The organism is Neorhizobium sp. PAMB6716 (assembly GCF_058242805.1).
This window is the reverse complement of sequence record NZ_CM177835.1, coordinates 3,130,847-3,152,504: the sequence shown is the minus strand read 5'-3', so window position 1 is coordinate 3,152,504 and position 21,658 is coordinate 3,130,847. Positions and strand designations below refer to the sequence as shown.

23 protein-coding genes and 1 tRNA gene are annotated in these 21,658 nt (G+C 62.2%); 15 read left to right on the top strand and 9 right to left on the bottom strand.

Going from position 1 to position 21,658, the window contains the following annotated elements; all coding sequences use genetic code 11:
- The first annotated feature begins 47 nt into the window (after positions 1 to 47).
- Together deoC and deoA are read left to right on the top strand one after the other, a co-directional pair.
- Complete coding sequence (deoC, locus tag AC4CWH_RS15375) at positions 48 to 818, top strand: deoxyribose-phosphate aldolase (protein WP_491319413.1); 771 nt, start codon at positions 48 to 50, stop codon at positions 816 to 818.
- A gap of 5 nt (positions 819 to 823) precedes the next feature.
- The gene (gene deoA / locus AC4CWH_RS15370; RefSeq protein ID WP_491319412.1) at positions 824 to 2,134 is read left to right on the top strand and encodes a thymidine phosphorylase; all 1,311 of its coding nucleotides are present in this window, start codon (positions 824 to 826) and stop codon (positions 2,132 to 2,134) included.
- 80 nt (positions 2,135 to 2,214) lie between these two features.
- Here the strand turns inward: deoA and upp are convergent, their stop codons facing one another.
- The 6 genes from upp to AC4CWH_RS15340 form a co-directional block, all read right to left on the bottom strand.
- Positions 2,215 to 2,844 carry a uracil phosphoribosyltransferase gene (gene upp / locus AC4CWH_RS15365; RefSeq protein ID WP_143126635.1) on the bottom strand — a complete coding sequence of 210 codons (630 nt, stop codon included), beginning with the start codon at positions 2,842 to 2,844 and terminating at the stop codon, positions 2,215 to 2,217.
- A 73-nt stretch (positions 2,845 to 2,917) separates the two neighbouring features.
- Entirely contained in the window at positions 2,918 to 3,919 is a 1,002-nt protein-coding gene (locus AC4CWH_RS15360) for an adenosine deaminase (protein WP_491319411.1), read from the bottom strand.
- On the bottom strand, positions 3,916 to 5,136 hold the full coding sequence (locus AC4CWH_RS15355) for a phosphopentomutase (protein WP_491319410.1): 1,221 nt from the start codon (positions 5,134 to 5,136) through the stop codon (positions 3,916 to 3,918). Before AC4CWH_RS15355 ends, AC4CWH_RS15360 begins: the two co-directional genes overlap by 4 nt.
- Positions 5,137 to 5,236: 100 nt before the next feature.
- Positions 5,237 to 5,815 carry a TadE/TadG family type IV pilus assembly protein gene (locus AC4CWH_RS15350; RefSeq protein ID WP_491319409.1) on the bottom strand — a complete coding sequence of 193 codons (579 nt, stop codon included), beginning with the start codon at positions 5,813 to 5,815 and terminating at the stop codon, positions 5,237 to 5,239.
- Positions 5,815 to 6,462, bottom strand: coding sequence for a TadE/TadG family type IV pilus assembly protein (locus AC4CWH_RS15345; protein WP_491319408.1), 648 nt, complete (start codon positions 6,460 to 6,462; stop codon positions 5,815 to 5,817). The genes AC4CWH_RS15350 and AC4CWH_RS15345 overlap by 1 nt, the downstream gene beginning before the upstream one ends.
- Positions 6,463 to 6,686: 224 nt before the next feature.
- On the bottom strand, positions 6,687 to 7,088 hold the full coding sequence (locus tag AC4CWH_RS15340) for a pilus assembly protein N-terminal domain-containing protein (protein ID WP_491319407.1): 402 nt from the start codon (positions 7,086 to 7,088) through the stop codon (positions 6,687 to 6,689).
- A gap of 402 nt (positions 7,089 to 7,490) precedes the next feature.
- Between AC4CWH_RS15340 and AC4CWH_RS15335 the strand changes: the two genes are divergently transcribed.
- From AC4CWH_RS15335 to AC4CWH_RS15295, 9 genes are all read left to right on the top strand, one after another.
- The gene (locus AC4CWH_RS15335) at positions 7,491 to 7,673 is read left to right on the top strand and encodes a Flp family type IVb pilin (RefSeq protein ID WP_210103870.1); all 183 of its coding nucleotides are present in this window, start codon (positions 7,491 to 7,493) and stop codon (positions 7,671 to 7,673) included.
- A 107-nt stretch (positions 7,674 to 7,780) separates the two neighbouring features.
- Complete coding sequence (locus tag AC4CWH_RS15330) at positions 7,781 to 8,290, top strand: A24 family peptidase (RefSeq protein WP_491319406.1); 510 nt, start codon at positions 7,781 to 7,783, stop codon at positions 8,288 to 8,290.
- 151 nt (positions 8,291 to 8,441) lie between these two features.
- Complete coding sequence (gene cpaB, locus AC4CWH_RS15325; protein WP_491319405.1) at positions 8,442 to 9,254, top strand: Flp pilus assembly protein CpaB; 813 nt, start codon at positions 8,442 to 8,444, stop codon at positions 9,252 to 9,254.
- Between the two features lie 20 nt (positions 9,255 to 9,274).
- Positions 9,275 to 10,834: a type II and III secretion system protein family protein gene (locus tag AC4CWH_RS15320; RefSeq protein WP_491319404.1), complete on the top strand. Its 1,560-nt coding sequence runs from the start codon at positions 9,275 to 9,277 to the stop codon at positions 10,832 to 10,834.
- Between the two features lie 13 nt (positions 10,835 to 10,847).
- Positions 10,848 to 11,510, top strand: a complete 663-nt coding sequence (locus AC4CWH_RS15315) for a CpaD family pilus assembly protein (protein WP_491319403.1) — start codon at positions 10,848 to 10,850, stop codon at positions 11,508 to 11,510.
- A 25-nt stretch (positions 11,511 to 11,535) separates the two neighbouring features.
- Entirely contained in the window at positions 11,536 to 12,822 is a 1,287-nt protein-coding gene (locus tag AC4CWH_RS15310) for a CpaE/TadZ family protein (RefSeq protein ID WP_491319402.1), read from the top strand.
- A gap of 34 nt (positions 12,823 to 12,856) precedes the next feature.
- Positions 12,857 to 14,347: a TadA family conjugal transfer-associated ATPase gene (locus AC4CWH_RS15305; RefSeq protein WP_491319401.1), complete on the top strand. Its 1,491-nt coding sequence runs from the start codon at positions 12,857 to 12,859 to the stop codon at positions 14,345 to 14,347.
- Between the two features lie 10 nt (positions 14,348 to 14,357).
- A complete protein-coding gene (locus tag AC4CWH_RS15300) occupies positions 14,358 to 15,371 on the top strand; it encodes a type II secretion system F family protein (protein WP_491319400.1) in 1,014 nt (337 codons plus the stop codon).
- Between the two features lie 12 nt (positions 15,372 to 15,383).
- Positions 15,384 to 16,364, top strand: a complete 981-nt coding sequence (locus AC4CWH_RS15295; RefSeq protein ID WP_491319399.1) for a type II secretion system F family protein — start codon at positions 15,384 to 15,386, stop codon at positions 16,362 to 16,364.
- 119 nt (positions 16,365 to 16,483) lie between these two features.
- Here AC4CWH_RS15295 and AC4CWH_RS15290 read toward each other — a convergent pair whose 3' ends face one another.
- Positions 16,484 to 17,332 carry a tetratricopeptide repeat protein gene (locus tag AC4CWH_RS15290; RefSeq protein WP_491319398.1) on the bottom strand — a complete coding sequence of 283 codons (849 nt, stop codon included), beginning with the start codon at positions 17,330 to 17,332 and terminating at the stop codon, positions 16,484 to 16,486.
- Positions 17,333 to 17,472: 140 nt separating this feature from the next.
- Here AC4CWH_RS15290 and AC4CWH_RS15285 point away from each other — a divergent pair, with 140 nt between their 5' ends.
- The 4 genes from AC4CWH_RS15285 (at position 17,473) to AC4CWH_RS15270 (ending at position 20,705) form a co-directional block, all read left to right on the top strand.
- The gene (locus tag AC4CWH_RS15285) at positions 17,473 to 18,876 is read left to right on the top strand and encodes a leucyl aminopeptidase family protein (protein WP_491319397.1); all 1,404 of its coding nucleotides are present in this window, start codon (positions 17,473 to 17,475) and stop codon (positions 18,874 to 18,876) included.
- A 79-nt stretch (positions 18,877 to 18,955) separates the two neighbouring features.
- Positions 18,956 to 19,306: a MarR family transcriptional regulator gene (locus AC4CWH_RS15280; protein WP_491282898.1), complete on the top strand. Its 351-nt coding sequence runs from the start codon at positions 18,956 to 18,958 to the stop codon at positions 19,304 to 19,306.
- Between the two features lie 12 nt (positions 19,307 to 19,318).
- Positions 19,319 to 20,185: a C40 family peptidase gene (locus tag AC4CWH_RS15275; protein WP_491319396.1), complete on the top strand. Its 867-nt coding sequence runs from the start codon at positions 19,319 to 19,321 to the stop codon at positions 20,183 to 20,185.
- 109 nt (positions 20,186 to 20,294) lie between these two features.
- Complete coding sequence (locus AC4CWH_RS15270) at positions 20,295 to 20,705, top strand: hypothetical protein (RefSeq protein WP_491319395.1); 411 nt, start codon at positions 20,295 to 20,297, stop codon at positions 20,703 to 20,705.
- Between the two features lie 426 nt (positions 20,706 to 21,131).
- On the opposite strand, the gene AC4CWH_RS15265 is transcribed toward AC4CWH_RS15270, so the two are convergent.
- Positions 21,132 to 21,218, bottom strand: a tRNA-Leu gene (locus AC4CWH_RS15265).
- Between the two features lie 118 nt (positions 21,219 to 21,336).
- The gene (locus AC4CWH_RS15260; protein ID WP_491282895.1) at positions 21,337 to 21,654 is read right to left on the bottom strand and encodes an Rdx family protein; all 318 of its coding nucleotides are present in this window, start codon (positions 21,652 to 21,654) and stop codon (positions 21,337 to 21,339) included.
- Between the last annotated feature and the right edge of the window lie 4 nt (positions 21,655 to 21,658).

Below are 21,658 nucleotides of genomic sequence, written 5' to 3'. Positions count from 1 at the left end.
ATTGAAGGTTAACTATGCACATTCCGACACAGCCGGGAGGGAAAGCCATGGAACTGTTGAGCCCGCGCGAAATCGCGACCTTCGCCCTGTCTCTGCTCGACTTGACCAACCTGCGCGACGATTGTGATTCCGCTGCCATCGAGCATCTGTGCCAGCGCGCGCAGACGCCGAACGGCCATGCCGCTGCCATCTGCATCTGGCCGCGTTTTGTGGCGCAAGCGCGTGGCATTCTGGGTGCCGGCCATCCCGTGCGCATCGCAACGGTGGTCAATTTCCCCTCCGGTGATCTGCCGGTCGCAGAGGTCGTTGCCGAAACCGAACAGGCGATTGCCGACGGTGCCGACGAAATCGATCTGGTCATTCCCTACAAGGCGTTTCTTGCCGGAAACGAAGCCTGCGTGACTGAGATGGTCACGGCCGTGCGCGCGGCCTGCCCACATGCCTGCCTGAAGGTGATCCTCGAGACCGGCGAGATCCGCGACAGCGGCAAGATCCGGCTTGCCTCGGAGCTTGCCATTTCAGCCGGCGCCGATTTCATCAAGACCTCCACCGGCAAGGTTGCCGTTAACGCGACGCTGGAAGCGGCCGACATCATGCTGCAGGCCATCCGCGACAGCCGCAACAAGGTTGGCTTCAAGCCCGCCGGCGGCATTTCCACCGTTTCGGATGCCGACCTTTACCTGCGGCTGGCCGAAACCATCATGGGCGCCAACTGGCTGATGCCATCCACCTTTCGCTTCGGCGCATCAAGCCTGCTGGACGATATTTTAGGCGTCATCGCCGGCGCTCCCTCGGCGCGCGTGGCGACCGGGTACTGATCGCCGTGATCCCGCAGGAAGTCATCCGGCGCAAGCGCGACGGCGAGGTGCTGAGCGAAAGCGAGATCCGCGCCTTCATCGAGGCTTTGACCGCGGAGACCATATCCGAGGGGCAGGTGGCTGCCTTTGCCATGGCCACCTTCTTTCGCGGCATGACGCGGGATGAAACCGTGGCACTGACGCTTGCCATGCGCGACAGCGGTGATGTGCTCTCCTGGGCCGGCATCGAAAAGCCAATTTCCGACAAGCATTCGACCGGCGGCGTTGGCGACAATGTCTCGCTGATGCTTGCGCCCATCGTTGCCGCCTGCGGCCTTGCCGTGCCGATGATTTCCGGTCGTGGCCTTGGCCATACCGGCGGCACGCTCGATAAGCTGGAAGCCATTCCCGGCTACCGGGTGATGGCGGATGAAGGCCTTCTTCGCCGTGTCATCGAAACTGTCGGCTGCGCCATCGTTGGCCAGACTGGCGATCTCGCACCCGCCGACAAGCGGCTTTATGCCGTGCGCGACGTCACGGCGACGGTTGATTCCATTCCGCTGATTACTGCCTCCATTCTCTCCAAAAAACTCGCCGCCGGCCTTCAGACGCTGGTGCTGGATGTGAAATTCGGCAATGGCGCCTTCATGCAGAAGGTGGAGGATGCCGAGATACTGGCGCGCGCCATGGTCGAGGTGGCCAATGGCGCCGGCGTCAAAACCGCGGCGCTGCTGACCGACATGAACGAACCGCTGGCGGATGCCGCCGGCAATGCCGTCGAGATCGTCAATTGCCTCGATTTCCTGAAAGGGCAAAAGGCCGGCACGCGGCTGGAAGCCGTCACGCTTGCCTTTGCCGCCGAGATGCTGCTGCAGGCCGGCGTCGTCTCCAGTGAGGGCGAAGGGCTGTCGGCCGCACGAGACGCGCTGTCCTCCGGCCGCGCGCTGGACGTGTTTGGCCGCATGGTGCATGGGCTTGGCGGCCCCGCTGATTTCGTCGAACGCTCGGAAAACTATCTGGGCAAGGCCCCCGTCATCGTTCAGGTTCCAGCGGGCCGCTCCGGCTATCTGGAAACCTGCGATACGCGCGGGCTAGGCCTTGCCGTGGTGGAACTCGGCGGCGGACGAAAGACGCCATCGGATGCGCTTGATCACCGTGTCGGCTTTTCGCGCCTGCTGCCGCTCGGCACGGCGGTCGAAAAGGGCGATCCGATTGCGCTCGTTCATGCCGCAGATGAACCCTCTGCCGCCCGCGCCGTTGCCGCTGTCACCGCGCTTTATACCATTGGCGATGAACGCCCGCCCGCACGGCCAGTGGTGCTGAAGAAGATCGGCTGAGGTCTCACAGTCTGCCAGAACCAAAAAGCCCGAGGCGATGGCCCCGGGCTTTGAAAAGTTCACAAAAATCGAAAAAATTCTTACTTGGTGCCGTACATGCGGTCGCCGGCATCGCCGAGGCCGGGCATGATATAGCCCTTCTCGTTGAGATGGCTGTCGATGGACGCCGTGAAGATCGGCACGTCCGGATGCGCGGCCTGAAAGTTCTTGATGCCTTCGGGGGCGGCCAGCAAGCAGAGGAAGCGGATGTTTTTTGCACCACGTTCCTTGAGCTTTTCAATCGCGGCAATCGAGGAATTGCCGGTCGCCAGCATCGGATCGACGACGATGACAAGGCGTTCCGACAGGGCGTCCGGCGCCTTGAAGTAATATTCGACCGCCTGCAGCGTCTCGTGGTCGCGGTAGACGCCGACATGAGCGACGCGAGCGGCCGGCACCAGTTCCAGCATGCCTTCCAGAAGGCCGTTTCCGGCGCGCAGGATGGAGGCGAAGACCAGCTTCTTGCCTTCGAGGATCGGCGACTGCATTTCCGTCAGCGGCGTCTCGATGGTTTCCATCGTCAGCTCGAGATCGCGCGTCACCTCATAACAAAGCAGAGTCGAGATTTCGCGCAGCAGGCGACGAAAACTCGAGGTCGAGGTTTCCTTGCGACGCATGATGGTGAGCTTGTGCTGCACCAGCGGATGATTGATGACTGTAACGCCGTCCATGAGAACCTGCCTTCGCTCTTCTTCTTGATCGTTTCATTCTTTCTTCCACGGAAACCGGAAAGACCGCAAGCGCTCAAGGCTTGTTTGGCGCATCATCCCCAGCGGCATCGAAACGCGCGTGAAGTTTCGCTCTTGTTTCCTCATCCACGAAGGCACATTCCAGCGCCGTGCGCGTCATCTTGTTGATCTCGGCCTCGCTGAACCCCATCACCGCGTGGGCCACCTCGTATTCGCGTTTCAGCGAGGTGCGGAAAAACGGCGGGTCGTCGGAATTGATGCACACGCGAACGCCCGCATCAAACAGCCGGCGTAGCGGATGGTTTTGGAAATCGGGATAAACCGACAGGGCGACATTCGAGCCGGGGCAGACCTCCAGCACCACGCCTGTTTCGGAGAGCCGCGCAATCAGCGCGTCGTCCTCGATGGCGCGCACGCCATGGCCGATGCGCGAGGGTTTGACGAGATCGAGCGCGTCGGTGACGGAAAAGGCGCCGCAGACTTCGCCGGCGTGGATGGTGAGGCCAAGGCCTGCATCGCGGGCAATGTCGAAGGCGCGGGCATAATCGGCGACCCGCCCCATGCGCTCTTCGCCGGCCATGTTAAAGCCTGTCACCAGCGAGTTTTTGCTGCGTGCGGCATAGTCGGCGGCGGCAATCACGCGATCAGGGCCAAAATGCCGCTCGCCGGTCACGATGATGCGGGCTTCGATGCCGGTCTTTTGCTTCGCCGCCAGAATTCCGTCGGTAATGCCGGCGAGATAGGCGTCGGCACCGAGGCCGATGCGGTCGCCATGGTCGGGCGACACGATGATCTCGCTGTAGATCGTGTTGATGGCGGCAAGCTCGGTCAGATAACTTTCGGTGAGGATGGCATAATCCTCCTCCGTGCGAAACAGCGCCGCCACCTTGTCATAGGCCAGGATGAATTCGGCAAAATCGGTCCAGGCATAGGTGTCGCCGTGCATGAAGCCTTGTGGGTCGACGCCGTATTTTTCCGCCTGAAGCAAGGCCAGATGGGGCGGGGCCGCCCCTTCGATGTGGCAGTGGATTTCAGCTTTCAGCAGATGATCCGTCACAGGAAACTCCGTCCATGGGGGCCGGGCGCGATGCCGAGATGGGCCGCCACCGTCTCGCCGATGTCGGCGAACGTGTCGCGGATGCCGATGGCGCCGGCGCCGATGCCGGGGCCGTAGGTCAGGATCGGCACGCGTTCGCGGGTGTGGTCCGTGCCGCGCCAGGTGGGGTCGCAGCCGTGGTCGGCCGTCAGCAGCATCAGGTCGCCCGGTTTCATGCGCCGATGCACGTCGACCAGCCGCCGATCAAACGCTTCGAGCGCTGCCGCATAACCGGGCACATCGCGGCGGTGGCCGTAGAGCATGTCGAAATCGACGAAATTGGTGAAGACGAGATCGCCATCCTGAGCCTCCTCGATGGCGGCAAGCGTGGCATCCATCAGCGCCTTGTTGCCGTTGGCCTTGATCACGTGCGACACACCCTGATGGGCAAAGATATCGCCGATCTTGCCCACCGCATGCACCGTGCGGCCGGCCTCCACCAGCCGGTCGAGCAATGTCGGCTCCGGTGGCAACACGGAAAAATCACGCCGATTGCCTGTACGCTCGAAGGTTTCTGCGGTTTCGCCGAGGAAGGGCCGGGCAATGACGCGGCCGATGTTCAACGGGTCGATCAGCCGGCGTACGATCTGGCAAAGCGCAATCAGCCGATCCAGGCCGAAATGGGTCTCGTGCGCGGCGATCTGGAAAACGGAATCGGTCGAGGTGTAGAAGATCGGCTTTCCGCTGCGAATGTGTTCTTCGCCGTGGGCCGCGATGATGTCGGTTCCCGAGGCGTGGCAATTGCCCAGAATGCCGGGAAGGTCGGCCTCACGACAGATGGCTTCCACCAACTCCGGCGAAAAGGCATCACCTTCTGCGGGAAAATACCCCCAGTCGAACATTACCGGCGTACCAGCGATTTCCCAGTGGCCCGATGGCGTGTCCTTGCCACGCGAAACTTCGCTGGCAGCGCCATGCAGGCCAAACACCCGCTCCGGCACGGCCATTCCCGCCGGCAGCTCGCCGCTGGCAAGTTTTGCCACATGCACAAGGCCAAGCGCCGACATGTTGGGCAGCCTCAGCGGCCCCTTGCGCAGCCCGGCACGATCGGCAGCACCTGCTGCGCAGAATTCGGCGATATGCCCCAGCGTGTTGGCGCCAAGGTCGTTGTAATGTTCTGCGTCGGGCGCGCCACCGATGCCGAAGGAATCGAGGACAAAAAGAAAGGCACGGGCCATCGTTCACCTGGTCTCAAAGGGCGTCCGGCACGCGGTGTCAGCCGGGCCAGTGTCAAAACCTTCTCATACAGAGGACCGGTGCGGTTGGCAAAGCCTGCCGTCAGCAATCAGAGCATGCAATGCTGTCGCCGACACGCTGCCGGTAGAAATAGGTCCGGCGGATGGTGATGCTGCGTGTCTCTGCTGAAAGCAGCCCGGGCAAAAACATCAGCAGCGTGTGCGGCACGGAAAGCTCGGCGCGAACCAGAAAGCTGTTGGCGCTCTTCAGGTCATCAGGCACATCGTTCACCACGGTGCCGGCCGCATAGGGCCTGCTGCCATCCTGTTGCCACGACCATAAAACCTTCGGGGCCGCTGACTGGTCCATGGTGATGCCGGTAATCTTCAGGCTGATGCCGCGTGCGTCATAGGGCACGAAAATCGCCTGCGTCACATCCAGCATGGTGGCAAGGAAGGTCTTGTTGACAGAGGTTTGCTGGGTCACGAGATCGGCGACGGTCGCAGCCGAGCGGGTCACGCGCTTGGCGGTGGAAAGCCCCATCGTCAGTTCGAAACAGCAGATGTAGAGCGAGATCAGGATCGGCGCCAGAATGGCAAATTCCACGCTGCCGACGCCGCGCCGGCATTTGATCAGCCGGTTGAGCGCAAGGAGGATGCCGCGACGCTGCCTGCCATCCATCACGGGTAATCCTCGTTCTGGAAGGCGGACGTTGCGATGATAAGGAAGTCGCGCGGCAGCGAGCCGTCGCTCGGGCGGATCGTGGTGATATAGGGGCGCACCAGGTCGGTGATCACCTGCCAGCGATAATAGGCGCGCACCATGTTGATCGATTTGGCCCCGCCGGGCCGATAGGCAAAGGACGTGGTATCGAGATCGGCATAGGTATCGGCCGAGACGCGCGGGATCGTTTTCGGGATCGCGGCAAAGGAGGAAAAGCTGCGCACATCGAGATAAAGCTCGCTCGGCGTTGCAATCTCGGCCGGCGAGCAGTGGATGAGAATGGAAATCTCGTCGCAGAAGCGCGTGCGAAAGGCGGTTTCATCCTTGTCTGTCGTGCGGTTGAGGCCATAGGTGATACGCCCGGTGCGCAAGTCCCGCGAGACGTTCTCCACCGCATTGGACACCAGCTGTTCGGCGGTGAAGGCCACAAACGTCTCGATGATGGCAAAGACGATCAGGAAATAGGGAATGGCGAGAATGGCAAACTCGATGGCCGCCGCCCCATCCTCAGCGCGCCAGAAGCCTGGCCTGCGATCGTTAAAACGCCGCGACACCCGCCGGGACGGGCCTGGTCGGGCGGGAAGATGATCGTCAGTCTGGCCCATCCGTCCTCTCCCGGTCCCGTGTCATCCTGAAGGCGGAGCGTCACGTGTGACGTACCATGCTGCGTGCTGCCTCTGTTGTGCGGCTTGGCAAAGCGAACGCTGCCTTGCACCGATGCCGCCTCACAAAGGCTAGGGACATTGTCTTGAGATTCCGTTTCCCGGAGACCGCGATTTGCAGCAATCCGACACAGGATCAGATGTTGTGTCCCAAGTTTCTTCGGGGATCAGTTGCTGGCGGTCCTGGCGTTCTGCTCGCAGGCCGGCGTGCAGGACAGCACGGTGCGCTCCGTCTGGCGATAGACCCGCACCGTATTGCCTTCGTCGATCGAGACCAGAATGCGTTCGTCGGCAATGGCATCGCCGGCCGCATCCAGCAAAACGAGATTGGTCGTGCCGAAGGAGCGACCGGTCAGCACGATCGTCGTCGGGTCCGCAACCGTCGCATCCGCCACCTCGGCATTGCCGATGATCACCTTGGCAACCGGCCGGTCGAGCTTCAGCACCCGCGCCTGGTTCATGTAGACGCGCAAGAGCCCATCTGCGCCCTGCGCATGCGCGGCAGGGACAAAGCCGGTCGTGGAGAGCAACGACAGGCAAGCCAGGAGGAAGCGGGGCATGCGCGACATGAAAAAGCAGCCTTCAGTGGGGGATAACGTCCATCAAAAGCATGGGCGTTAATGGTGAATGAAGCGTGAAGGCGTGGTTATCGCTCGGCTTTTTCATTCTGGGACAGGGGCTTGGCGCAAGTTTTCGTTTACCGGTCGCGCTTTGCCGACAAGCAGATGGCGGGATGCGTTGCTCGGCAAGGTGTATCAGGAATGCCTCATTGGCGCCGATGCAGCCGGGTTGCCGTCAAAAAATGCTTCAGTCGTCCTTCACCATGCACGCCCCACTTTCACCGTTAGAGTTTTGCTAACCAGAAATCTTAAGCTCATGGAAATGCACTCCTCGTAATTTGTCGGTCACCGAACAGCGGACAACAGTTGTCGGCTTTGCTTGCTGCATAAGACCCTGACTAGGAGAGAATGATGTCCAAGATTTTCGCACGTTTCCTGAAGGATGAATCGGGTGCGACAGCGATTGAATACGGCCTGATCGCAGCGCTGATTTCCGTGGCCCTGATTGCTGGCGCCAGCACGCTCGGCAACAACCTCAGCAACACGTTCAACGGTATCTCCACCAAGATGTCCACCGCAAACGCCGCCCACTGACGGTCCACGCGTTTCCGCAGGATGGGGAGCCGCCGCGTGGCGGCTTTTTTGTGTTTTTCCGCCCGCCATGACAGCCCATGCGCACGCCTGAACAATGGGATAGGTCTATGATCGCAAGCCTTGTCCTTGGCATCCTGCCTTTCGGCCTCGCTCTTGCGGCGGTCAGCGATCTTCTGACTATGAAGATCCCGAACGCAATCCCGCTGATGCTGGTGCTGCTGTTCTTCCCCGTTGCCGGCCTTGCCGGGCTCGGGTTTTCTGCCATCGGCTGGTCGTGCCTTGCCGCCATGGCTGTCTTTTGCGCCTGTTTTGCGCTCTTTGCGCTCAATGCCATGGGCGGCGGCGATGCCAAACTGTTGACGGCAGTCGCGCTCTGGTACGGTTTTACTATGTCGCTTTTCGAATACCTTGTGACCGTCGCCTTTGTCGGCGGTGCGCTGACGCTGGTCATCCTGCTCATCCGTTCGCAGGCGCATCGTCTCCAGTCGCTCGGCCTTCGGCTACCCGCCTCGCTGGTGACGGCGCGCAAGATCCCCTATGGCATCGCCATTGCCATCGGCGGTTTTCTCACCTTCGGCAGCACACCGATCGCAACCCTCGTGAGGGCCGTGCTGTGAGGGCGAAATGCCGGATATCCTAACGAAAGGTTAAGAGTGTCGGCCAATGGTTAGCGGTTATTAACCATTTCCCTAAGGGCTGCATTAACTATATTTCCACCAATGACGACCATCCTGCGGGGGTTAATTCTGCCCCGTACAAGGTCATGTCATGAAACCCGCCCGTCTCGTCATCCTCATTGTCGCTATCGTTGCGGCCGGCCTTGCCGGTGTGCTCGCCATGCGGCTGGCGGGCGACAAGGGCGTTTCGCAGCAGGTGGCGGATGTCATCCGCCGGGAGCCGACGGTCAATGTGCTGGTCTCGGCCGAAAACCTCGCGGTCGGCAGCAGGCTCACGGAAAATTCGATTCGCTGGATGGCCTGGCCCCAGGGCGGCATTGCGGAAGGCTTCATCACGGATGCGGCGCGCCCGCAGGCCATTCAGGAGCTGGTGGGGCTTGTGGTGCGCCTGCCGATGTTTGCCAGTGAACCCGTGCGCGCCGAAAAGGTTGCCGATTCCTCCAACCGCATCATGTCGTCGCTGCTGCCCTCGGGCAAACGGGCCGTTGCCACCGAAATATCCGTTGCCACCGGTGCCGGTGGCTTCGTGCTGCCGAACGACCGCGTCGATGTCATCATGGTCAGGCGCAATGACGAGGGCCGTTATCTGACGGAGACCGTGCTCAACAATATCCGCATCCTCGCCATCGACCAGAATGTCGAGGAAAAGGATGATGGCACCCGCTCGGTGATCGGAACGACCGCAACGCTGGAACTGACGCCGGACCAGGCCCGCGTCATCACCGTTGCCCAGCAGATGGCCGAGCGGTTGACGCTGGCTCTGCGCTCTGTCGCCGATGCGCAGGAGACCGATACGAAAGTGGCCGATTACCTTCTTGCCGGAAGCGATGGCAAGGCCGAGGTGCAGGTGATCAAGTCCGGCACCATCGTCAGGGCCGGTGCAACGGCTTCGGTGCAGCGATGACGGGGGCAGGAAACATCGCCATGAAGCCTGAAACCAGACGCGTCCGTTGCCTTGCCGTTTCCGTGCTTGCAGCAAGCCTTGCTGTCACCGATCTTCCGGTCGCAGTCCTCTCCGGCGCTCCCATATCGGCCGTTGCTGCCGAACAGAGCGTCATCCGCATCACCGAAGCGGGACGGGGGGTGCGCAAGCGCCTCAATCTTGGGCTCAACAAGGCGCTGGTGGTGGACCTGCCGAGCGACGCGCATGATATTCTTGTCGCCGACCCGACTATGGCGGACGCCGTCACCCGCACGTCGCGGCGCATCTACCTGTTTGGCAAGTCGGTGGGACAGACGAACATTTTTATCTTCGGGCCGGGCGGCGAGGAGATCGTCAGTCTCGATCTGGAGATCGAGCGCGATATCACCGGTCTCCAGCAGAACCTGCGCCGGTTCCTGCCGGAATCCGATATCAAGGTCGAAATCATCTCCGATAACATCGTGCTGACCGGCACGGTGCGCACACCGCAGGATGCGGCGCAGGCAGAAAAGCTCGCCCGCGCCTTCCTGCAGGGCGGCGAGGCGACGACACGCAACCAGACGGCCAGCAGTTCGGCCGAAAACGGCGATGTGGCGATCTTTGCCGAGGACCGCCAGGTGTCGCAGATCGTCAACCTTCTCACCATCGAGGGCGAGGACCAGGTGACGCTGAAGGTCACGGTCGCCGAAGTCAGCCGTCAGGTGCTGAAACAGCTCGGCTTTAATGGCTCGGTCTCCACCAGCGGGCGCGCCAGCGGCGGCATTTCCTTTGCCAATCCGGCCAATCTTGGCAATGCCATCGATGCCGGCGGCATCGGCGGCGTGGTGGGATCGATCGGCACCACCAGCATTGCAAGTTATGTCAATGCCATGGAACAGGCGGGCGTCATGCGCACGCTGGCCGAACCCAGCCTCACGGCGATTTCCGGCGAACAGGCCAAATTTTATGTCGGCGGCCAGTATCGCCTCGCGGGCCAGCAGGAGGTCGATATCGACGATGACAGCAAGGCGACCGTCAGCCGCACGGTGGAAACCGTCGATTACGGCGTCGAACTGAATTTCCGCCCGGTCGTGCTGTCGGCCGGCCGCATCAGCCTGAAGATCGAGACCAATGTCTCGGAGCCGACCTACGAGGGCTCCATCGCCACGGGCAACGGCACGTCGAACTCTATCCCCGGCTCGACATATCTTTCGTTGCGCAAGCGCGAGGCGTCCACCAGCGTCGAACTTCCCTCCGGCGGCTCGATCGTCATTGCCGGCCTCGTGCAGGACAATGTGCGGCAAGCCATGTCCGGGCTTCCCGGCATTTCCAAGGTGCCGGTGTTCGGCACGCTGTTTCGCAGCAAGGATTTCATCCGCAACGAAACCGAACTGGTCATCATCGCCACGCCCTATCTGGTGCGGCCGGTGGCGCGCAACCAGCTGGCCCGGCCCGACGACAATTTTAACCCGGAGGCGGACGGCGCGATGTTTTTCCTCAATCGGGTCAACAAGCTCTACGGGCGCAAGGATCAGGCCGTCGCCGGCCGTTATCACGGCGCCGTCGGCTTCATCTACAAATGAGAGGCGCAAGCACATGAACCGCATCGCATTTCGCGCCGCCTGCCTTGCAACGCTTGCCCTGCCAGTTGGCCTCACGGCGGGCTGCGCCAACAAGGAGATGACCACCGGCTCCATCCCGATGGATTACCGCGAGCGTCATCCGATCGTATTGACCGAGGCGCAGAACGCGCTCGACATTCCCGTCGGGCCAAACGATACGCGGCTCACCATCGGCATGAAGGATACGATCAAGGGTTTTGCCCAGACCTTTGCCGCCTCCTCGGCCGGCCAGATGCAGATCCAGATGCCGCATGGTTCGCCCAACGCGGCCGCAGCAGCCCGTCTCGGACAGGATATCCGCGCCACGCTTGCCGCCTCCGGCATTCGCAGCCAGCGGATCGTGCTGACCGGCTATGCCGCGCAGGCGGAGGGCGATGCGGCGCCGATCCGGCTTTCCTTCGTCGCCACCCGTGCGGTGACCGCCCCTTGCGGCGAATGGCCGGAGGATTTGTCCAACGATACGGCCGGCAATCGCAACTGGTATAATTTCGGCTGCGCCAGCCAGAACAATCTCGCCGCCCAGATCGCCAATCCGTCGGACCTGATTGCACCGCGCGGGGTAACCCCGATCGATGCGGCACGCCGCTCCACCGTCATCGGGCTTTACCGGTCCGGCGGCGATCCGTCTTCAGACTAATGCGGCATTGCAGGACACCAGAAAGATGAGCGCCATCGATTACGATATCCGCACAGCCGATCGCCCACCGGGCGACGAGGAAACGCTGCGGCCGGGTGACATGGATGCGCTGAGACCGCTGCCGCGCATTTCCGTGCATGCATTCTGCGACAGCGAGGCCCTTCACACGGTGATCGAGCGGCTGGGGCAGGACCGGCGCATGGCCAAGGTCAACCTGCGCGTCACGAGCGGCAGCACGTCGGCGGCCGCCAACATGTTTGCCGCAGCCCCGACGCCCAATCTGATCATTCTCGAAACCGATGCGGCGCCGGATACCCTGCTTGGCGAACTGGCACCGCTTGCCGCCGTCTGCGATCCGACGACACGCGTCATCCTCATCGGCCGCCACAACGATATCACCCTCTACCGCGAACTGATCCGCAACGGCATTTCCGAATATCTGGTCGGTCCGGTCCGGATGGCAGACCTCATGTCGGCCATCGCCACCATCTTCATCGATCCGGATGCCGAACCGCTCGGCCGCTCCATCGCCTTTATCGGAGCAAAGGGCGGCGTCGGCTCCTCCACCATCGCGCACAATTGCGCCTTCGGCATTTCCTCGCTGTTTTCGACCGAAACGATCCTTGCCGATCTCGATCTCGCCTATGGCACGGCCAATATCGATTTCGATCAGGACCCCGCCCAGGGCATTGCCGAGGCGGTCTATGCGCCCGAGCGGCTGGACGAGGTGTTTCTCGACCGGTTGCTGACCAAATGTTCGCAGCATCTGTCGCTTCTGGCCGCCCCCTCGCTGCTCGACCGCGCCTATGACTTCGAGGCCCGCGCCTTCCAGCCGGTGATCGACGTGCTTCAGCGCAGCGCGCCGGTTGCCGTCCTCGATGTGCCGCATGCCTGGTCCGACTGGACACGCACGGTGCTGTCGGATGTGGACGAAGTGGTGATTACCGCCGTGCCGGATCTGCCCAATCTGCGCAACGCCAAGAACCTCATCGATGCCCTGAAGAAGCTGCGCCCCAACGACCGGGCGCCGCATCTGGTTCTGAACCAGGTGGGCATGCCGCGGCGCCCGGAAATTCCCGTTGCGGATTTCTTCGAGCCGCTGGAAATCGAGCCGACGGCGATCATTCCCTTCGAGGCGCAGCTGTTCGGCAATGCCTCCAACAGCGGCCGGATGATCTGCGAGATCGATGCGCGATGCCCGACGGCGGAAACCTTTTCGCAGCTGGCGCATATCCTGACCGGCCGCGTCTCGATCAAGAAACAGAAGAAGGGCGGGCTCGGCCGGATGCTCGGCCTTCTGTCGCGCGCATGATCATGTCTGTCTGAAGAGACTGGAAACACAAACGATGTTTGGAAAACGCGGCAACGATCAGTCTGCAAGGCTCGAAACGGCGGTATTGCCGTCATCCGTGCCGACGCCGGCCCTGTCTGCGGAACCGCGTTCGGCACCGGATGTGCTGATGGATACCGGCCCGCGGACCGGCCAGCCGCGCCAGCAGGCGCCGGTGCCAACGCCACCGGCCGTTGGTGGTGCCCGCCGCCGCCCGGCCCGCACGCAAAGCTATTACGACACCAAGGGCCAGATATTTTCCGCCCTGATCGACACGATCGACCTTTCCCAGCTTTCCCGTCTCGATAACGAAAGCGCGCGCGAGGAAATCCGCGATATCGTCAACGATATCATCACGATCAAGAACGTTGTCATGTCGATCTCCGAGCAGGAGGAATTGCTCGAGGATATCTGCAACGACGTGCTCGGCTATGGACCGCTGGAGCCGCTTCTGGCGCGTGACGACATTGCCGACATCATGGTGAACGGCGCCGGCCAGACCTTTATCGAAGTCGCCGGCAAGACCATCGAATCGGAAATCCGCTTCCGCGACAATGCCCAGCTTCTCTCCATCTGCCAGCGCATCGTCAGCCAGGTCGGACGGCGCGTCGATGAATCGAGCCCGATCTGCGATGCGCGCCTGCCGGATGGATCGCGCGTCAACGTCATTGCCCCGCCGCTGGCGCTTGATGGCCCGGCACTTACCATCCGCAAGTTCAAGAAGGACAAGCTGACGCTCGAGCAGCTGGTGAAGTTCGGTGCGATCAGCCCGGAGGGCGCAATCCTCCTGCAGATCATCGGCCGGGTGCGCTGCAATGTCGTCATTTCCGGCGGCACGGGCTCGGGCAAGACGACGCTTCTGAACTGCCTCACCCGTTATATCGATCTCGATGAGCGCGTCATCACCTGCGAGGATACGGCCGAACTGCAATTGCAGCAGCCGCATGTGGTGCGCCTTGAAACCCGCCCGCCCAATATCGAGGGCGAGGGTGAAATCACCATGCGCGATCTCGTCAAGAACTGCCTGCGCATGCGCCCGGAACGCATCATCGTCGGCGAAGTGCGTGGGCCGGAAGTTTTTGACCTCCTGCAGGCGATGAACACCGGCCATGACGGCTCCATGGGCACAATCCACGCCAACACGCCGCGCGAGTGCCTGAGCCGCATGGAATCGATGATTGCCATGGGCGGTTTTTCGCTGCCGGCAAAAACGGTGCGCGAAATCATGTCCGGCTCCGTCGATGTGATCATTCAGGCGGCGCGCCTGCGCGATGGATCGCGCCGCATCACCCATGTGACCGAGGTGGTCGGCATGGAAGGCGATGTGATCATTACACAGGACCTGATGCGCTACGAGATCGAGGGCGAGGATGCGGCCGGCCGTCTGATCGGCCGCCATGTCTCCACCGGCATCGTCAAGCCGCATTTCTGGGACCGGGCGCGTTATTACAACGAGGAACGGCGCCTGGCGGCTGCCCTCGACCAGATGGAAAAACTGAGCAACTAGGATTGAAGCGATGTTCGGAGTGGATGTGACGGTCCTGGCACTTGCGGCTCTGGTTGCCATTGCCGTCGTGGCCTTCGGCTACGTGCTTCTATTTCCGGGTTTCGAAGCCGACCGGACGATTGCGAGCCGGGTGACACGGCTGGCCGCCAACGAAGCTGATCGGGGCCAAGTGAAGGCGGCCAGGGATCGCGTGCAGGAAATGTCCAAGCGGCGCAAATCCGTCCAGGACCAGTTGAAGGAACTGGAAAAGAAACAGCTGGAACAATCGAGGAAGGTTGGAGACCGCACCATCAAGGCAAAACTGTCGCGCGCCGGCCTGTCGTTGTCGCCGCGTCGTTTCCATATGCTCACTCTCGGGCTTGGCGTGCTGGTCGGGCTGCTTTTTCTCCTGTCCGGCCTGCCGCTGCTGGCGGCCCTCGGCGCGGGTTTTGCAGCAGGCGCCGGCCTGCCGCGCTGGGTCCTCGCATCGCTGATCAGCCGGCGTCAGAACCGGTTTCTGGAAGAGTTTCCCAATGCGCTTGATGTGATCACGCGCTCCATCCGCTCCGGCCTGCCGCTGCATGACGCCATGCGGCTGATTGCAAGCGACGGGCAGGAGCCGGTGAAGGGTGAATTTCGCCGGGTGGTGGAAAGCCAGCAGGTGGGGCTTAGCGTGTCCGAAGCCTGCGCGCGCATGGTCCTCACCATGCCGCTGCCGGAGGTCAACTTCTTTTCCATCGTCATCGCCATCCAGGGGCAGGCGGGCGGCAACCTGTCGGAGGCGCTCGGCAATCTCGCCAAGGTGCTGCGCGAGCGGCGCAAGATGAAAGCCAAGGTGCAGGCGCTGTCGATGGAGGCAAAGGCCTCGGGCGCCATTATCGGGTCGCTTCCCTTCATTGTGGCCGTGCTCGTCTACCTGACCTCGCCGCGGTATCTGGACGTGCTGTTTTCCGATCCGCGCGGCCACATGATCCTGATCTTCTCCGCCGTCTGGATGTCGCTCGGCATTTTTGTCATGCGCACCATGATCAAATTCGACATTTGAGGGGCAAGGGCCATGCCGACGCAGTTGATAAACGCGCTTGCCGATCCGGCCACGCTGGTGGCCATTCTGGTTGCCATTGCCGTGTTTGCCACGCTCTACACGGTCGTTTTGCCGTTTTTCGAAGGGGATGACCTGAAGAAGCGCATGAAGGCGGTGTCCACCGAACGCGAGCAGATGCGGGCGCGCGAACGGGCGCGCATGACGGCTGAACATTCCAAGGCAACGCTTCGTGCCCAGAACAACAAGTCGGTGCGCCAGATCGTCGAGCGTTTCAATCTGCGCAAGGCCCTGGTGGATGACAATACCGTCAACCGGCTGAAGGCGGCGGGGCTTCGTTCACAAAACGCCCTTAATATCTTTCTTGTCTGCCGTTTCGTGTTGCCCTTTGTGTGTCTGGCGCTGGCACTGATCTGGATTTTCGGGCTTAACAATCTGGCCGGGCATCCAATCGGCATTCGGTTGCTGGCAGCTGTGGTGGCCGCCTATATCGGCTTTTACGCGCCCAATATCTACATCAGCAATCGGGTCGGCAAACGGCAGGCCTCCATCCGGCGGGCCTGGCCGGATGCGCTCGATCTGATGCTGATCTGCGTCGAGGCGGGGATTTCGCTGGAGGCGGCCATGCGCCGGGTGGCCGATGAGATCGCGTCGCAATCGCCGGCGCTTGCCGAGGAAATGGTGCTGACGACGGCGGAACTGTCCTTCCTGCCGGAGCGGCGGATGGCGCTGGACAATCTTGCCGCCCGCACGCAGCTCGATACGGTGAAAGCCGTGACCTCAGCGCTTGTCCAGGCCGACCGTTATGGCACGCCGATCGCCCATGCTCTGCGGGTTCTGGCGCAGGAAAGCCGCGACGAGCGCATGAACGATGCGGAAAAGAAGGCGGCCGCCCTGCCGCCGAAACTGACCGTGCCAATGATCCTGTTTTTCCTGCCGGTGCTGATCGCCGTCATTCTGGGCCCGGCCGGCATCCAGATCGCCGACCGCTTCTAGAGCATTGCCGGCGAAAGCAGAGTCGCCTTCGATGCTGTATCTCTTTGTTTTACTGCATTTAAAGCGCGAAAAACCGCATCGCAGTTTTGCTGAAATTCCCGAAGCCGCCGCCGGGATTTTTAGCGGATCGCCTGTTTCGGCTTGCCGTCCTTGTCGGCAAGTTTTGCCCAGGCGTTCTGCTGGGCCAGCATGTCGCGCAGATAGGTCACGTTGGCCTGTGCCTGCGCCAGTGAAAGCTCGCGGTTTGCAATCTGCTCGGCTTCGGCAAACCGCCCCTGCAGGCCGATGACGAGCGCGAGGTTCTGGCGCACGCGGCTGTCGGCCATCGGTTGCTGGCTTGCCGTGCGCAGATAGGTTTCGGCGGTGCTAAGGTCGCCCGACAGCACATAGGACATGCCAAGGTTTGACAGCACGCTCGGTTCGTTCGGCTGGCTCTCCAGCGCCATGCGATATTTGCGCCGTGCTTCCTCGGAACGGCCAAGCTGATCGAGAACGGCACCTTCGGCCGAATAGAGCCGCCAGTCGGGCCGATCCGGTGTCTGGGCACGGGTAATGGTCGCAAGCGCCTGTTCCAGCTGGCCTGCGCCGGCCTGCGCCTTGCCATAGGCGGCAAGCACCGCGCGGTCGGATGGGTATGCGATCACCACCTGCTGCATCACCGCCAGCGCCTGCGTGTTCTTGCCGTTCATGCGCAGGATATTGGCATAGGCAAGCCCGGTGGCGCGTTCCCTTGGGCTGCGCTCATAGGCCGCTCCCATGCTGCGTTCCGCCATCGCAAGTTCAGGCCCGGTCATCGTGTCGAGCGGCTTGGACAGGGAAGGGGCAGAGCCGGCAGAGGGGATAGATCCCGTCGTCATCCGGTCGTGTCGTTCGGTGGCGCAGGAGGCAAGGGCAAACGACAGGAGCGCGCAGCACGCCGCCAGACGCAGGCGCCGGTGCGGTTGGAGCAAAAAAGGGTGTGCCGTCATCGTGGTCTCTCGCAAGCTATCCTTGCCGGCCATTTTTCTGACGCGGGACATGCAGATCATGGGTGGCGCTCTCTTGTCTCAAGCAATAGTCTGTTAACCCTAACAACCCGTTAAGTGCCCGATTCTGAAAGCATTAAGCCATGGCCCCCGCACAGCGTGTTCCCTACCAGTTCATCGAAAGACCGTCCCCGTTTCGCCCTCATGATGCAGATGCGCTGACCGTTCACGCGCTGACGCCGAACGAGTTTCAGGCAGCTAACCTTCCGGCAGAGGTGAAGGCCTTTGCAACGGCGGCAGGTTTTGTGGCCGATGCCGGCAGCCTGCTTCTGCTGCCGGGACCGGCGGGAACACTTGCCGGCGCGCTGTTTGGCCTCGGCAAGGCGCCTGCCGACCAGCCCTTCCTCACCGGCAAGCTTGCCCGCCTGCTGCCCGCCGGCACCTGGACGATCAAAACCTCAAGTCTTGCCCCTGAACGCCTGGCACTCGGCTTCGGCCTTGGCGGTTACAGCTTTGACACCTATCGCACGGCAAAGCCCGTGGAAGCGTTTCTCGCCCTGCCGGAGGGGCTCAATGCAGACCGGATGGAGCGCGGGCTTGCCGCCGTCTTCCTGGCCCGCGATCTCGTCAACACGCCGACCAACGACTTCGGCCCGGAAGCGCTGGAGCGGGTGTTTTTCGCGCTTGCCAATCATTATGGCGCCGAGGCCTCGTCCATCGTCGGCGAGGATCTGCTCACCCGCAATTTTCCGCTCATCCACACCGTCGGGCGCGCCAGTGCTGAGGCGCCGCGGCTTCTCGAGATGCGCTGGGGCCGCAGGGGCGCCCGTAAGGTGACGCTCGTCGGCAAGGGCGTCTGCTTTGATACGGGCGGTCTCGACATCAAGCCGTCGGCTTCGATGCTGCTGATGAAAAAGGATATGGGCGGCGCGGCCAATGTTCTCGGCCTCGCGCTGATGATCATGGATGCCGGCCTCGACATCGATCTGCGCGTGCTGGTGCCGGCGGTCGAAAACTCGATTTCCGCCAATGCCTTCCGTCCCGGCGATATCTATCGCAGCCGCAAGGGCCTGACCGTCCAGATCGACAATACCGATGCCGAGGGTCGCCTGATCCTTGCCGATGCGCTCGCCTATGCCGATGAGGAAGCGCCGGACGTGATGGTGGACATGGCGACGCTGACGGGCGCTGCCCGCGTCGCGCTCGGCCCGGAACTGCCGCCCTTCTTCACCGACGACGATGCGCTTGCGGCAAGTCTTTCCTCCGCAAGCCTTGCCGAGGATGACCCGATCTGGCGCCTGCCGCTCTACAAGGGTTATGAAAAGGATGTGCGCGCCAAGGTGGCGGATCTCACCAATGCGCCGGCCGGCGGCATGGCGGGCGCTATCACCGCGGCGCTTTTCTTAAAGCGCTTCGTCGAAAACACCCAGAGCTGGGTGCATTTCGACATCTTTGCCTGGGTGCCCGGCGAAAAGCCGCATGCGCCTGTTGGCGGCGAGGCGCAGGCGATCCGCGCGCTCTATCGCCACATTGCGTCGCTGTGCTGAAGGTTTGAGCGTGCCGGAGGGCTTGCGGCTGACCAGCGTTCGGTTGAGGATAGGAAAAAGCCCATTCCGGGGAGTTTGAATGCCAGCTGACCTCTCCGCCACCGAAGCGCTCGGCCTTTTCCACCGCGTGACGCTGGAGCAGGTGCGCCAGAAAGGGCCTGACCTCAGCCTGCGCCAGCTGGCCATTCTCCTGCACATCTATCTCGTGCCGCCGCCTCATACGGTGCGCGGGCTTGCAGCTGTGCTGGGGGTCACCAAGCCGGTGATCACCCGCGCGCTGGATACGATGGGCACCCTGCAATTGGTGGACCGGGCGCGCGACGAGCGCGACCGGCGCAATGTCATCATCAAGCGCACGGTTGCCGGCGCGCTTTATCTCGAAAGACTGGGCGACCTCGTGCGCAACGAGGCCCGCCGACCCACGCCCTGAGGAGGGGCCGCCATGACCGATACCGCAACCCCGGCGCTCGACCGCCGCCTCAACGCCTTCCGGCCCGACCTTGCCGACGAGACCCTGCGCGGCACGGTGGATGCCACCGCCTTCGTGCGCGGCGAAATGGCCTCCATCGCCGTGCCGGTTGCCGATCTTCGGCCCGCCCCGGACTTTTCGCGCGGCATCGATACGCAATTGCTGTTCGGCGAGCCGGTCAAAGTCTTCGAGGCGCGGGAGGGTTTTGCCTGGGTGCAGGCGCTGGAGGATGGTTATGTCGGTTATCTGCCAGAGGCGCAGCTGACCTCGGCAACCGTGCCGACGCACCGCATCGCCGTGCCGCGCACCTTCGTTTATCCGGAGGCGGAACTGCGCAAGGTGCCGCTTCATGCGCTGTCCATGGGAAGCCGCATCGCGGTGACGGGCGAGGCGGAAACGCGCGGTACGCGCTATTTCCTTCTCTCGACCGGCGGTGCTGTCATTGCCCGCCACTGCATTCCCGAAGATGCTGTTCTCTCGCAAGATTACGTCACGATTGCCCAGAGCTTTCTGGAGACGCCCTATCTCTGGGGCGGCCGGTCCGGCTTCGGCATCGATTGTTCGGGCCTTGTACAACTCGCCATGATGATGGCGGGCACAAAAATCCTGCGCGATAGCGACATGCAGGCGGGGTTCGGCACGCCGATTGCCCGCGAGGAGCTTGTGCGTGGCGATCTCGTTTTCTGGAAGGGCCATGTCGGCATCATGGAAGATGAAAAGACCATGCTGCATGCCAACGGCCACACGATGACGGTAGCGCGTGAAAATCTGGATGCCGCCATCGAGCGGATCGGCTGGCTCTACCAGCAGCCGACCGGTTTTCGCCGACCGCTTGCCTGAAGCCTGCGGGTCTGAGGACGCAGCGATCACGTAAATGTATTATCCGCCGATGGCGATCACCCCTCGGGCGAACTACATGAAGGGGCATGACGAGGATCGGAGCAGGGACATGGCTGGAAAATCACACGTGAGGCTCTCGGGTGTCTTTGCCGCGCATGGGCTCATGTCGGTCGGGCTCATGTCCTTCGGGCTTGTGGCGTTTGGCCTGATGCCGGCCGTGTCCGCGCAGGCATCCGATGCAAGGCCGCAACCGAACTGGACCAATCCCGCCCCCGCCTTCAAGGACCTGCCGGGCGTCGTGCCGGAAGAGGCACGCGTGCGCAAGGAGGCCGCCGACAGCCCCGACTGCACCACCGGCGTCGAATACCGCCGCTGGCGCAGCGACAGCATTCTCGGGTCAGACAGCCTCCCGGTTCAGGTCTACCGCTGCGAGCAGGGTGGCTTTACCTATTCCGGAACCCAGATGCCCAACCGCCCCTGGGTGCCCGGCCTCAACCCTTACGACCTGCCGCGCGACTGAACCGTCGCCGCCGCCTTGCCCCTGTTACGCCTGCGGATGCGCAAACGGTCCCCACACCGAAAGCACGCCGACAAAGCTGAACACGATGGACAGCACAAGCAGGATGACGAGGGCGATGAAGACGGGTTTCGGCACGGGTGGTCTCCTGAGCAACGATTGAACGACAATTGATCAACATGGCGGGCTGCATGCCGCGCGCGCGTTATGGTGTTTCCGGCAAGCGGTAGCCGAAAGGCGGGCGCCGCACGGCGTTCTCTTTTCGAAGCCCGAATGCCGCCTCCCTTACACCAGTTCGGCCGAAAGGTCTGCCTTCAAACGCCGGGCCGCAGCGAGTTGCTGCTCGAAACGCCGGGCACAAAAAAAGCCCGGCGAACCGAGCTTTTTTATGTGTTTCCGGACTGTGCGACACAGTCTGAAACTGGAATTTGGTGCCCAGAAGAGGACTCGAACCTCCACACCCTTTCGAGTACCAGCACCTGAAGCTGGCGCGTCTACCAATTCCGCCATCTGGGCGACGAGGAGCGATGTACTGGTCCGGGGGGTGCCTGTCAACGGCCTTTTTGAAGTTTCTGTGTCAGCTGCGATTTTTCTCAAGGCCTTGTGTATTAGCAGAAACGCGCAAGCCTTGGGATTAAACGCTTCCGCTGCTATCTCCCTTGTTTTCCTTGGAAGAACGGTCAAGGTGTCCAAGATCGCGATCGGGCGCGATGACGTCACGCACCCGCTGCTTGAGGTCCTTTGGGCCTGGAAAACCGCCATCGCGTACCCGCTCCCAGAGGAGTGCGTCGTTGATGCGGATTTCGAAAATGCCGCCGGTTCCGGGGATCAGCGCCACCTCGCCAAGGCTGTCGCCAAACGTGTGCAGCAGTTCCTGCGCCATCCAGGCGGAGCGCAGCAGCCAGTTGCACTGGGTGCAGTAGTGAATGGTAATCCGGGCTTTTTCGCTCATCGTC

Bases quoted from the DNA above. Each gene is read 5' to 3' on its own strand.
- deoC (WP_491319413.1), top strand. From the start codon at position 48: ATGGAACTGTTGAGCCCGCGCGAAATCGCGACCTTCGCCCTGTCTCTG.
- upp (WP_143126635.1), bottom strand. From the start codon at position 2,844: ATGGACGGCGTTACAGTCATCAATCATCCGCTGGTGCAGCACAAGCTC.
- AC4CWH_RS15355 (WP_491319410.1), bottom strand. From the start codon at position 5,136: ATGGCCCGTGCCTTTCTTTTTGTCCTCGATTCCTTCGGCATCGGTGGC.
- AC4CWH_RS15350 (WP_491319409.1), bottom strand. From the start codon at position 5,815: ATGGATGGCAGGCAGCGTCGCGGCATCCTCCTTGCGCTCAACCGGCTG.
- AC4CWH_RS15345 (WP_491319408.1), bottom strand. From the start codon at position 6,462: ATGGGCCAGACTGACGATCATCTTCCCGCCCGACCAGGCCCGTCCCGG.
- AC4CWH_RS15340 (WP_491319407.1), bottom strand. From the start codon at position 7,088: ATGTCGCGCATGCCCCGCTTCCTCCTGGCTTGCCTGTCGTTGCTCTCC.
- AC4CWH_RS15335 (WP_210103870.1), top strand. From the start codon at position 7,491: ATGTCCAAGATTTTCGCACGTTTCCTGAAGGATGAATCGGGTGCGACA.
- AC4CWH_RS15330 (WP_491319406.1), top strand. From the start codon at position 7,781: ATGATCGCAAGCCTTGTCCTTGGCATCCTGCCTTTCGGCCTCGCTCTT.
- cpaB (WP_491319405.1), top strand. From the start codon at position 8,442: ATGAAACCCGCCCGTCTCGTCATCCTCATTGTCGCTATCGTTGCGGCC.
- AC4CWH_RS15320 (WP_491319404.1), top strand. From the start codon at position 9,275: ATGAAGCCTGAAACCAGACGCGTCCGTTGCCTTGCCGTTTCCGTGCTT.
- AC4CWH_RS15315 (WP_491319403.1), top strand. From the start codon at position 10,848: ATGAACCGCATCGCATTTCGCGCCGCCTGCCTTGCAACGCTTGCCCTG.
- AC4CWH_RS15310 (WP_491319402.1), top strand. From the start codon at position 11,536: ATGAGCGCCATCGATTACGATATCCGCACAGCCGATCGCCCACCGGGC.
- AC4CWH_RS15305 (WP_491319401.1), top strand. From the start codon at position 12,857: ATGTTTGGAAAACGCGGCAACGATCAGTCTGCAAGGCTCGAAACGGCG.
- AC4CWH_RS15300 (WP_491319400.1), top strand. From the start codon at position 14,358: ATGTTCGGAGTGGATGTGACGGTCCTGGCACTTGCGGCTCTGGTTGCC.
- AC4CWH_RS15295 (WP_491319399.1), top strand. From the start codon at position 15,384: ATGCCGACGCAGTTGATAAACGCGCTTGCCGATCCGGCCACGCTGGTG.
- AC4CWH_RS15290 (WP_491319398.1), bottom strand. From the start codon at position 17,332: ATGACGGCACACCCTTTTTTGCTCCAACCGCACCGGCGCCTGCGTCTG.
- AC4CWH_RS15285 (WP_491319397.1), top strand. From the start codon at position 17,473: ATGGCCCCCGCACAGCGTGTTCCCTACCAGTTCATCGAAAGACCGTCC.
- AC4CWH_RS15280 (WP_491282898.1), top strand. From the start codon at position 18,956: ATGCCAGCTGACCTCTCCGCCACCGAAGCGCTCGGCCTTTTCCACCGC.
- AC4CWH_RS15275 (WP_491319396.1), top strand. From the start codon at position 19,319: ATGACCGATACCGCAACCCCGGCGCTCGACCGCCGCCTCAACGCCTTC.
- AC4CWH_RS15270 (WP_491319395.1), top strand. From the start codon at position 20,295: ATGGCTGGAAAATCACACGTGAGGCTCTCGGGTGTCTTTGCCGCGCAT.
- AC4CWH_RS15260 (WP_491282895.1), bottom strand. From the start codon at position 21,654: ATGAGCGAAAAAGCCCGGATTACCATTCACTACTGCACCCAGTGCAAC.